The sequence below is a fragment of the Cobetia amphilecti genome (assembly GCF_020217465.1).
GTDB lineage: Bacteria > Pseudomonadota > Gammaproteobacteria > Pseudomonadales > Halomonadaceae > Cobetia > Cobetia amphilecti.
The window spans coordinates 3,446,766-3,458,063 of sequence record NZ_CP084115.1; the positions used below are offsets into that span (position 1 = coordinate 3,446,766).

At 62.3% G+C, this 11,298-nt stretch carries 10 protein-coding genes and 1 tRNA gene; 5 read left to right on the forward strand and 6 right to left on the reverse strand.

What is annotated here, in order from left to right; genetic code table 11:
* Positions 1-162: 162 nt before the first annotated feature.
* From LCW13_RS14380 to LCW13_RS14395, 4 genes are all read right to left on the reverse strand, one after another.
* On the reverse strand, positions 163-2,319 hold the full coding sequence (locus LCW13_RS14380; protein WP_225347257.1) for a transglutaminase TgpA family protein: 2,157 nt from the start codon (positions 2,317-2,319) through the stop codon (positions 163-165).
* Positions 2,316-3,335, reverse strand: coding sequence for a DUF58 domain-containing protein (locus LCW13_RS14385; protein ID WP_225347258.1), 1,020 nt, complete (start codon positions 3,333-3,335; stop codon positions 2,316-2,318). Before LCW13_RS14385 ends, LCW13_RS14380 begins: the two co-directional genes overlap by 4 nt.
* Positions 3,332-4,261, reverse strand: a complete 930-nt coding sequence (locus tag LCW13_RS14390; RefSeq protein WP_054556876.1) for an AAA family ATPase — start codon at positions 4,259-4,261, stop codon at positions 3,332-3,334. The genes LCW13_RS14385 and LCW13_RS14390 overlap by 4 nt, the downstream gene beginning before the upstream one ends.
* 118 nt (positions 4,262-4,379) lie before the next feature.
* Positions 4,380-4,892: an NUDIX hydrolase gene (locus LCW13_RS14395; protein ID WP_225347259.1), complete on the reverse strand. Its 513-nt coding sequence runs from the start codon at positions 4,890-4,892 to the stop codon at positions 4,380-4,382.
* 322 nt (positions 4,893-5,214) lie between these two features.
* On the opposite strand from LCW13_RS14395, the gene LCW13_RS14400 reads away from it, so the two are divergent.
* A complete protein-coding gene (locus LCW13_RS14400; RefSeq protein ID WP_225347260.1) occupies positions 5,215-5,766 on the forward strand; it encodes a copper chaperone PCu(A)C in 552 nt (183 codons plus the stop codon).
* Positions 5,767-5,922: 156 nt separating this feature from the next.
* On the opposite strand, the gene LCW13_RS14405 is transcribed toward LCW13_RS14400, so the two are convergent.
* On the reverse strand, positions 5,923-6,534 hold the full coding sequence (locus tag LCW13_RS14405; protein ID WP_225348171.1) for a LysE family translocator: 612 nt from the start codon (positions 6,532-6,534) through the stop codon (positions 5,923-5,925).
* 938 nt (positions 6,535-7,472) lie between these two features.
* Between LCW13_RS14405 and LCW13_RS14410 the strand changes: the two genes are divergently transcribed.
* Positions 7,473-7,718 carry a hypothetical protein gene (locus LCW13_RS14410; RefSeq protein ID WP_225347261.1) on the forward strand — a complete coding sequence of 82 codons (246 nt, stop codon included), beginning with the start codon at positions 7,473-7,475 and terminating at the stop codon, positions 7,716-7,718.
* A 260-nt stretch (positions 7,719-7,978) separates the two neighbouring features.
* On the opposite strand, the gene LCW13_RS14415 is transcribed toward LCW13_RS14410, so the two are convergent.
* A tRNA-Leu gene (locus tag LCW13_RS14415) sits at positions 7,979-8,064 on the reverse strand.
* A 407-nt stretch (positions 8,065-8,471) separates the two neighbouring features.
* Here LCW13_RS14415 and queA point away from each other — a divergent pair.
* The 3 genes from queA to yajC all read left to right on the forward strand — a co-directional run bounded on the left by queA (position 8,472) and on the right by yajC (position 11,243).
* Complete coding sequence (queA, locus tag LCW13_RS14420) at positions 8,472-9,503, forward strand: tRNA preQ1(34) S-adenosylmethionine ribosyltransferase-isomerase QueA (protein WP_225348172.1); 1,032 nt, start codon at positions 8,472-8,474, stop codon at positions 9,501-9,503.
* Between the two features lie 155 nt (positions 9,504-9,658).
* Positions 9,659-10,777, forward strand: coding sequence for a tRNA guanosine(34) transglycosylase Tgt (gene tgt, locus LCW13_RS14425; protein ID WP_438265391.1), 1,119 nt, complete (start codon positions 9,659-9,661; stop codon positions 10,775-10,777).
* 130 nt (positions 10,778-10,907) lie between these two features.
* Positions 10,908-11,243 carry a preprotein translocase subunit YajC gene (gene yajC / locus LCW13_RS14430; protein WP_043333819.1) on the forward strand — a complete coding sequence of 112 codons (336 nt, stop codon included), beginning with the start codon at positions 10,908-10,910 and terminating at the stop codon, positions 11,241-11,243.
* Positions 11,244-11,298 lie beyond the last annotated feature (55 nt).

Consider the following 11,298-nt stretch of genomic DNA (forward strand, 5'->3'; position numbering starts at 1 on the left):
GGCATGATAGACAAGAACGGATAGTTACATTTTGATACACAACAACACTTACCGCAACCTAGCAATTTTCAGTAGCGCTATCGCGCTGCAAGGATGAGATATCTAATGCGGAAAAACCTCTTTAAATCAATAAGTAACACTCATAAAAGTCATCATTGTGATTTAGCGAATCTTGCGAGACTGCACAGACCACTGGCGCCGAACACTACGCAAGGATGATGCTTCACCATGAGAACTCGCTAATACCGTAGCATCGTTGTATAGCCATTGTTCAATCAAATCTGCCAAATGTAACAATACTCTTACATTCTGCGGCTGCTGTTGGGCAATACGGCGCAAGTGGCTGCCGGGAGCCTCGCCAACGTGGGGGCCATGGCCCGTACGCTCCAGCCGCTTCACCAATCTGCGGTAGGCTCGCACACCTGCGTGCGCTGACACCTCACGACCCGACCACAACACCAGTGCCACGCCTGCCAGCACCACACTGGCCAGCAACCCGAGCACACCCCAGACAAGCCACTCCCAGCGGAAGTCACCAAACAGTCGCTTCCAGAGATTTCGCTGCTCGTCGAGACGGAACCCCACCACGCTGCGTTGCCAGCGGTATTCGAAACGCTCCCACTGCCGTCTCAGATCACTGAGCAATGAATTATTCAGCGTGAAGGCGCGCAAGCCAGCATCGGCCATGAAGCCCGGCTGCCCCTGCAGGCTCAGCGCCCCCTGCGAGATTCGCTCGGGAGCCACCGCCGCGGTGGGATCAAATCGATGCCAGCGGCCGGCATGGAACACCTCGACCCAGGCGTGAGCGTCATACTGACGGATGCTCAATTCCTGCGGCCCACCGATGCCATCGCCTTGTGCCTCGCCGCCCAGATAACCCGCGACCATACGCGCCGGCAGTCCGGCAGCGCGCGCCAGAAAAACGCTGGTAGAGGCGTAATGGGTGCAATAGCCCCGCAAGCTGTCGAACAGGAAATCATCGACACGGCTGAGCCCCTCGAGGCGCGGTGGCGTCAGGGTGTAGTGGAAAGGCTGGCGATTGAAATACTGGAAAAGGCGCTGCAGGAAGACCTGCGGATCTCCCCCCGACTCCCGCATCAGATCGCGAGCGAACTCACGGGCACGCGGGTTGCCATCATCGGGCAACAGCTGATCAAGGCGCTGCATCCATTGCGGAGCCGTTGTCGGTGGCGCGCCGGAGGAAGACATCTCCAACAGCTCGCGGGTATTGAGTGACGCCAGCCCCTCAAGGGTGCCGTCGATCAGGTAACGGGCCTCGCGGCTGGTCGTCAGTGGCGCGCCGAGACTCGGCCGCCAGGGGCGCGGGTCCGGCTCCAGCAGCAGCTCATAGCGATGACGCGCGACTTCCCCCTCCCTACGCGTTCCGCGCTGAACGTAGCGCTCGGCCGGCCCGCCCAGTGCCTCCTGAAGACGCTCCGGCGTGGCGCGCGACCAGCGCACGCCATCAAACAGACTCAGGGTATACACACGCCAGTAGCGCTGGGAGGCCGCAGGCAGTCCGTTGTCGAAACGCGCCCTAAACGCCAGGGCATCACTGCGACCCAGGGCGGCGATATCGCCGGGAGAGACACTGTCGGTAAGCCCCGTGGTGGCCTCGTTGAGCTGCGGCACGTTCCACAGCGGCGGCAAGCGGGGAAAGAGCACGAACAAGCCCAGCATCAGCGGCAGGGACAGCCCCATCAGCCAGGCCGTCTCCCGCATGGCCTCACGACGTTCGCGCGCACCGGCGATCAATACCAGTCCGCCGACCAGCCACGCCGCGGCCATGACCGAAGCCGCCGCCATCAAGGGCCCCTGGTCATGCAGGAAGGCCGCCGCCAGCACCACGAAGCCCAGCCCGCAGACCACGCGACCATCGCGCAGGCTGTCCGTCTCCAGCAGCTTGAGCAGATAGATGCCGACCAGCAGGCCGATCATCGCCTCCAGGCGCAGCATCTGGCCGTATTCGAGAAAAAGGCCCGCCGCGACCATTGCCACCGCCGCCAGTCGCAACAGGATGCCAGCGCGCGGAACTCGCGCCCGGAGTTGCTGAAAGCGCCACAACGCCGCCAGCAAGGCCGGCAAGGCAAGCCATACCGGCATCCACAGCACATGCAACGCCAGCACAAGACACTGGCCGATGAACAGATGGCGCAGCTCCAGCCAGCCCAGCGCCTGGTCAGGCGTCAGCGGTTTGCGCTGCCACCAGCGTCGTCTGGTGCTGGAGGAGGGAGAAGATGCGCCACTGGAGAGCTCGTCCTTTGAGGAACGGCCCAGGAAGGCACGTCCCGGGGAAGCCTTGGCTGTCGACAGGCTCATGCGCTGCCCTCCTGACTCAAGGGACGACTCGCGCCGGCTCGCTCGGCGGCCTCACTGGCCGCCAGCTGGGCGGACCATGGCAACCTCTGCTCGCCGCCGAACAGCGTCAGCGCCTCAAGCACTCGACGGCGATGCGCCCCGCCACTGGCGATGGCCAATATCTGGCCCGGCAGCCGCAGACCATAGGTCGCCTGGGCGCCTTCCGCCGCCAGCACGCGCGCCGTGAGCTCCGAGAGCCGCTGCTCCATGTCGCCACGACAGGCCTCGTAATCCAGCCACAGCGAGGGACGCGCTGGCGTCTCGAAGCGCTTGGTGACCAGCTCGCCGCTGCGCCCCCAGTGCTTCCAGGCGATATGCGCTGGCGCATCACCCGGCACATAGCGGCGCAGACCGGCGAAATCGCCCTGCTCTATCTGCTCGAGCGTGCGACGACTGCCCTGCGGGGTGGAGGGAAGCTCTGGCTGTGGATAGACGAGGACCGGCGTATCGATCGCGACCCAGGCCCACAGGCGTACCAGCCCCAGTGGCCAGCGCGACTCCAGCGTCAGCGTCGGCAATGAGAACTGGCCACGCTGAAAGGCCGCCAGCTCCAGCGGCGCACTGCCTTCGCCGTCATGGATCTCGAGTCGTTGGCGCGCCTCTCCCAGTCGCACATCGATGGCATGCGAGCGAGCCCGACCGGTGAGGCGCACCATGACGCGCAACGTATTGCCTGCAAACGCCTCACCATCGGCGATCAGCTGCACTCGCACGCCCGCCAGATTGCGCCAGCTGCGAAAGATGCTGACCACTGCCACGGCGAACAGCCAGAAGGACAGGCCATGCGCCAGCGAGTTCTCGTAATTGATCCCCAACAGCAGCAGCAGGATCACCAGCACCGCCCAGAACAGCCCGAAGGGCGTCGGCAAGATCATCAAGCGCGCGTGATGAAGCGCCTCGCCTCCGCCAATCGACATCTTGCGCAGCATGCGGGCTTTCACGCGCGTCCATGCGCCGGGTTTCGCCACCTGGGTCATGCAGGCACCACCGCCACCTGCCCGAGCAGATGGCGCGCCACGGCTTCACCTTCGGCAACACTGCCTTCGCTGAGGCGGTGCCCCACGACGGGCGCCCAGACCGCTTGCACATCCTCCGGCAGCACATAGTCACGTCCTGCCAGCAGTGCCCAGCCACGCGCAGCACTGGCCAACGCCAGCACCCCGCGCGTCGAGAGACCATAGGCCACTTCCGGTGAGCTGCGCGTCGCCGCCACCAGCGCCTGCAGATAATCCAGCAGCGGATCAGACAGGCGCACACGGTCCACGGCGGCCTGCCACTCCTTGAGCACCGAGACGGGCAACAAGGGTCGCAGCGCCTCGATATGCTGACGCCCGGCATTGCCCTTGAGAATCTCGCGCTCGGCTGCGGGTTCCGGGTAGCCCAATGACAGCCGCATCAGGAAGCGGTCCAGCTGGGATTCCGGCAGCGGGAAGGTGCCGGATTGCTGAAGCGGATTCTGGGTCGCGATCACGAAGAACGGTTCTGGCAGGCGACGGGTCTCACCTTCCACCGTCACCTGACGCTCTTCCATCGCCTCCAGCAACGCGCTCTGCGTCTTGGGCGTGGCACGGTTGATCTCATCCGCCAGCACCAGCGAGTGGAACACCGGGCCGGGATGGAAGCGGAAGTTGCCCTCACGCGGGTCGAATACCGACACGCCGAGAATGTCAGCGGGCAATAGATCGCTGGTGAACTGCACCCGCTGCATGTCCGCTCCGATCAGACGCGCCAGCCCCTGGGCGAGCGTCGTCTTGCCCAGCCCCGGCAAGTCCTCGATCAGGACGTGACCACGACACAGCAGACAACAGAGCGCCAGACGAATCTGGCGCGGCTTGCCCGCCAGCACCGTAGACAATGCGGCTTCCACCTCTTCCAGCTGCTGTGGCGATACCTTGGCATTCATGCAAAGACTCCAGAACAAAGTGGGGAGGAGGAGATGCGGCCATCACGATGGGCAGCACACGCCAGATGACGCAGGGCCAGCGGCGTTACTGCGCAGGCTCGACAAGGAAAAGCGAAGATCATCGGCTCAGGCTCTCACTCAGAAAGCCTTCACGAATCAGGCGCTCAAGGGCCATACGGCTATCAGGCGTTGAAGGATGCAACGCAAGCGCATCGGCCGGCGTGACCCAGAAGGCATCTGCCACTTCTTCAGCCTGCAGCGTCAGCGGGCCATCGTAATGCACCAGATATGCACTGCCGAAGACATGGTTGGTCGCGTCGGTGTAGCAGAAATCGAAACAATGCTTGAGCGGCGCGCCGCGCACGCCAATCTCTTCCTCCAGCTCGCGACGGGCAGCCACCTGCACGGCCTCACCGGCCCCGACAACCCCCCCACTGGCGAGATCGAAATAGCCGGGGAACACTTCCTTGCTCAGGGTACGCTTCTGGATGCACAGCTCACCGCGGCCATTGAGCACGAAGGCATAGGTGGCACGGTGCCAATAGCGGTAGCGTCGCATCAAGCGACGCGGTGCCGTGCCACAAGGGCGATTCTGCGCATCGACCAGCTGAATGATTTCGTCCTGGATCACCGTTCCCTGTTCCTTGCCTGTCCTTGAATCACTTCGATAGCCATCCGCGACGACCAACACCGCCGGATGGCATCGACCAATGCGTCCCACGGTAGCAGAATGCGACGAAGCTGCCTTCAACTGCGGCCCGGACACCTGCCTTCACACCCGGGCAACAGGTGACGCTCACATTCGTGCAAACCACCTAAAACAGAACTCTCTGCAATAGCCTCTGCACTAGCCTCTACACTAGAGGCCATCGCCGACAGAAAACACCACACTGGCATCATGGACCGCTCACATGGTCATTCTCTTTACACACCGACACAGGAGATGCGCAAGCATGAGGCAACCTCGCCAGGGACATGGCGCGCCGCGACGCGCCGGACAGATATCGGCTGGCCTGACCGCCCTTCGCACCACCACCAGCACCGCCAGCAGATGGCTGGCGTCGCTAGCCCTGCTCTCCCTTGCCACCATTCACGCCTCGGCTCAGGAGCCCCCACCCGCCACCCCCCATGTCCAGCAAGCCTTCGCGCTACCGACGCCACCGGGTGCCACGACCGGGGCCGTCTACCTGACACTCTCGATCGCAAAGGGCGATGCCGTGCTGACAGGCGCCAGCACGCCGATGGCCGCCACGGTCGAATTGCACAGCATGCAAGTCACGCAAGAGCGCATGCAGATGCACAGAATCGAGCAACTGGCGATTTCCTCTGACGCGCCGCTGACGATGGCTCCCGGCGGCGGCCCCCACCTGATGCTGATCGGTCTGACGCAGCCACTCACTGCAGGCGACAAGCTGCCGCTGACGCTGCATTTCCTGGCGAGACCTGACACGAGCCTTGAGGTCTCGATCAAGGACTACGCCGAGATGATGTCGCTCAGTGAGTAACGCCATCGGTGCATACGCCTCTCTCTACAAACACCTCTATCTGCAAGCGCCTCAACCCGCGAAACGCGCATGCAAAACGGCCCTGACACAAGGTGCCAGGGCCGTTTTTTTACCAGATAACGAATCACCAGATCCTCACCGGGCTGACAGGCTGCCTCAAAGCCCCCAGACCACCCGCAACGCCAGCCCCAGCAACACCACGCCCGTCAGGCGGTTGATCCACATCGCACGCGCCTGCAACCAGGGCAGCACCCGCGAGTGCGACAGCACCAGTGCCACCAGCACATACCAGAGCCCGTCGATGCCCATGGCCGTCACGACGACCAGCCACTTGCCCATCTCGCTCATCTCCGGCGTGATCAACTGACTGAGCAGCGCCACGAAGAACAGGATCAACTTGGGGTTGGCCAGCGCCACCATGAAACCATCGCGTATCGCCATGGAACGGGACGTCGTGACGGCCTGCGCCTCCAGCGCTCCACCGCGACCCGCCCGCAGTGCATTGAACCCCAACCAGGCCAGATAGACTGCGCCCAGCAGCATGATCGCCTGGAAGACGCCCGGATAATGAACGATCAAGGCGCCGAGCCCCCAGGCAGTCAGCGCGGCATACAACCCGACTCCCAGCGCATGACTGATACCGGCGGCGACCCCCGCACTCCTGCCGCCGCCCAGGGTATGGCGCAGCACCATCGCCAGACTCGGTCCGGGCGACATCGCCCCCATCGCGCATAGCGCAACCAGTGACAACCACAGATTCAGCGGCATCCAATGCATGAAGGTCATTCCATGTTCCAGTCAATTGGTGAAAGCGACACTGCGCCGGCCTCGGACATTCACCTGGGGGATCACCTGACAGTAGCCCGGCGCTCGCGATGAGGCCCGCCCTACCCATCCTGCGTTGCTGATGGAGTGCGAGCATCGGGCACATACGACTCCCACCAAGTCTTCGGGCAGGCGCGATCGAGTGTATCAAGCACCGTGCGGATGCGGCAGCAGGCCATATGGACGACCTGGACATGCCCCTCACGATGGGTGTCACACGGGCTGGACAGTCCGCCCTCGAAGGCGGCCGTCGTGCATGGATTTATATGAGAACATAATAAAGTACAGAATTTTACACATTTGAAAACTTGTGCAACAAATTAGGCGTTGTACAAGTTTATGATAACCAGTAACGTCTATACCGCTGCTCAGGAAGAGCGGCAGGTTCAGCGTAGTGACAGGCCAAGTGCACAGGAAGTGCAGCCAGGGACAGGCCCTGTCAAAGGATGACGCGCAGCTTGGGGACTTCGCTCCTTAGCCAGGAAGATTCGTAAGCCTGAGCGGGTAGGTTTACGAATCTTCATGACTGGCAAGCCTGCGAGCTCAGGGAAAGAGAGCACTACGCTGAATGACACCGAATTCAGTCAGTTTCTGAAAGGTGTACAAGATTCTTGCGGGTCAGTAACGCCCGATCGCTGCTCAGGAAGAGCGGCAGGTTCAGCGTAGTGACGGGCCAAGTGCACAGGAAGTGCAGTCAGGGACAGGCCCTGTCAGAGGATGACGCGCAAGCATGGGAAGTTTCACTCCCCGGCCAGCAAGATCCATGAGTCTGAGCGATTGACTCATGGGCCTTGATGACTGGCAGGTTTGCGAACTCAAGGAAAGAGACCACTACGCTGCACCTCACCAGATTCAGTCAATTGCTGAGAAGGAGAGGAAACATGGAAGGGAAAGCTCAAGCCGCACTGTGTTGTCCGGCATGCTCCGGCCTGAAGATGGAGTATCAGTACCACACCCCATCGGCCGACCACTTGGTGCACTGCCAGGATTGCCATGAATACGTCGGCATGTGGTTTACCCTGCGCCAGGAACTCGCGATCCAGAACACCCGCATCGCACTTCTCGACCCCTCCCTCGCCAGCAACAGCCTCTATCGACGCGTAACGAGCGTTCCACATCAGGCGTGAGCCGCCGTCTGGATGCACGAGACACAGGAAAGCCCCGACATTCGTTCGGGGCTTTCCTGTGTCTGGGCCCCTGCCGTCACTTACAGAGCAAAGACAAGCAGTAGCCAGCGCCATGACAGGCGAAGCGTAAAGAGATAAGCAAGGACAGGTATTCGGGACAGAGGTAGAGACAGACTGAGCGCGAGCGAAGAACCACGAGGAAGATGAATCGGTGGGAGCCAGAAACGCAAAAAGCCGCTCGAAAGCGACTTTTTCAATTCTGGTGCCGGTGGTCGGACTCGAACCGACACGCCTATTAAGCGGCGGATTTTGAATCCGCTGCGTCTACCAATTCCGCCACACCGGCAACGGAGCGAAATTATACGGGACATTGCGCCAAGGTCAACGAGTTTTGGCGTCAGATCAGACACATGGAGCGCTTCCTCACACCCCACGCCGCAGTGGACTGAGGCGTGTCGCCCGCAAACGGGTCTTCGCGTGGACGATGGCATTGGGTATCATGAGCGACCTTTTTCGTCTGCCCAGACAGCCAAGGCCTCGAGAGTGTCGCACCTGACTGCCCCACCCGCAGAAAGGGAGTCATGCGCTCGCGACGAGAGCGCCAGCGTCTCAGGGCGGCATCTCCCCATTGTGCATGTACGCATGCCACGGAGCGCACCACGCGCCTCGTGCTATCAGAGTGTCAGGTTGGCCATGTCACGTATCGATTCCGGTGATGCCTCGGGCGTTGCCACACCTAACGACGCGCGCCCGATGCAGCGCAGCGATTACGATTTCAGCCTGCCGGATGAGCTGATTGCCCGCTACCCGTCAGAGCAACGCAGCGATTGCCGTCTGCTGCATCTGGATGGCAAGAGCGGCAAGATCGTGCACCGTCGCTTCCCGGATCTGCTCGAGCAGCTGGAACCCGGCGATGTCGTGGTCTTCAACGACACCCGTGTGATCCCCGCGCGCCTGCATGGTCAGAAAGCCTCCGGCGGCAAGATCGAGATGCTGCTGGAGCGTCCGCTGGACGCCCATCGCGGCCTGGCGCACATCCGCTCCAGCAAGTCGCCCAAGCCGGGTACCGAGCTGATCTTCGAAGGCGGCATCACGGCCGTGGTCGAAGGCCGTCAGGAGGCGCTGTTCGAGCTGCGCTTCCACGGCGAGACGCCGATGATCGAGCTGCTCAACCAGCACGGCCACATGCCGCTGCCGCCTTATATCACTCGGGATGACGAGCTGTCGGATCGCGAGCGCTATCAGACGGTCTATGCCAAGCGCGATGGCGCCGTGGCCGCCCCGACGGCGGGCCTGCACTTCGATGAGCCGATCATGGCCGCCATGGCCGAGAAAGGCATCGAGACCGCCTTCGTTACCCTGCATGTGGGCGCCGGCACCTTCCAGCCGGTGCGCGTCGACAGCATTCTCGAACACCACATGCACAGCGAGTGGATCGAGGTCGGCCAGGAAGCCTGCGACAAGATCGCCCGTGCCCGCGCTGCCGGCCGTCGCGTGGTCGCCGTCGGCACCACCAGCGTGCGCTGTCTCGAGAGCGCCGCCAAGGCCCACGCTGGTGAGCTGGCCCCCTACTCCGGCGACACCGACATCTTCATCTACCCGGGCTACGAATGGCAGGTGGTGGATCTGTTGATCACCAACTTCCATCTGCCGGAATCGACCCTGCTGATGCTGGTCTCGGCCTTCGCCGGCTACGAGCACACCATGGCGGCCTATCAGGCGGCGGTGGAAGAGCGCTACCAGTTCTTCAGCTATGGCGATGCCATGCTGCTGGAACGCGCCTGAACCCCCTTTTCTGACATGGCCCCGGCATTCGCCGAGGGCCGTGTCATGCGCAGTTAACGCGCCCCGCGCTATGCTGCGGCATAGTGGCATCGACACACCAGCTGCGGCCTGTTTCGCCGCCAAGCAAAGAGAGCACCATGCGTAAAGAATGCTTCATGAGCTTTGAAAAGCTCGCGACCGATGGCCGTGCACGTCGTGGCCGCATGACCTTCCCGCGCGGCACCGTGGAAACCCCGGCCTTCATGCCGGTGGGCACCTACGGCACCGTCAAGGGCATGACGCCGGAGTCCATCAAGGAGATCGGCGCCGAGATCATCCTCGGCAACACCTTCCACCTGTGGCTGCGCCCGGGTACGGAAGTCATCGAAGCGCATGGCGATCTGCATGACTTCGCGCAGTGGGACAAGCCGATCCTGACCGATTCCGGCGGCTTCCAGGTCTTCTCGCTGGGCAAGACGCGCAAGATCACCGAACAGGGCGTTCACTTCCGCTCACCGGTCGATGGCTCCAAGGTCTTCATGGGCCCGGAAGAATCGATGGCGGTGCAGCGCTCGCTGGGCTCCGACATCGTGATGATCTTCGATGAGTGCACGCCGTACCCGGCCACCCATGATGAAGCGCGCAAGTCGATGGAGATGTCCCTGCGCTGGGCGCAGCGCTCCTACGACGCGCATGGCGACTCGCCGTCGGCGCTGTTCGGCATCATCCAGGGCGGCATGTATCCGGATCTGCGCGAGAAGTCCCTCGAGGGCCTCAAGAAGATCGATTTCGACGGCTACGCCATCGGCGGCCTGTCCGTGGGCGAGCCCAAGGACGAGATGATCAAGGTTCTCGACTACCTCCCCGAGTGGATGCCGGAAGACAAGCCGCGCTATCTGATGGGCGTCGGCAAGCCGGAAGACCTGGTCGAGGGCGTGCGGCGCGGCGTCGACATGTTCGATTGCGTGATGCCGACCCGCAACGCGCGCAACGGCCACCTGTTCACGCCGACGGGCACCGTCAAGATCCGCAACGCCGTCCACAAGCGTGACACCTCACCGCTGGACCCGGACTGCGATTGCTACACCTGCACCAATTTCTCGCGCGGCTATCTGCATCACCTTGATCGCTGTGGAGAAATGCTCGGCTCGATGCTCAACACCATCCACAATCTGCGCTACTACCAGACCGTGATGGCTGGTTTGCGCGGTGCAATTGAAGCGGGTACATTGCAGGACTTCGTGGAACAGTTCTATGCCGCGCGCGGCCTGCCGGTGCCGCCGCTGGCCGACTGATCGAGGCGAATGACGACCGGGGGCCAAATCCTCCGGTCGTCTTGATATTCGACTCGAGCCAGACGTGAAGAAGAGCCTGAATCACGCTCATTGCATAACAACAGTTCACTCGTAACCTCTGGAGATACACATGCTGGAATTCCTGATTCCTGCCGCACACGCGGAAGCCGAAGCGGCTGTCGCCGGCGGCGGCGCCATCGGCCAGATCGTCATGCTGGTCGGCTTCGTGGTCATTTTCTATTTCTTGCTCTGGCGTCCGCAGTCCAAGCGCGCCAAGGAACACAAGAACCTGATCGGCAACCTGGCCAAGGGTGACGAAGTCGTCATCGGTGGTGGCCTGGTTGGCCGCATCACCAAGGTCAGCGAGCAGTTCATTACCATGGAGCTGAACGAAGGCAACGAAGTCAACGTGCAGAAGTCTGCCGTGGCTGCAGTCCTGCCGAAGGGCACCATCAAGTCCATCTGATCCCTCCTGCTGCCGGCCCCTGTGCCGGCAGCATGCTTTTCTCTCCCGCTCCACC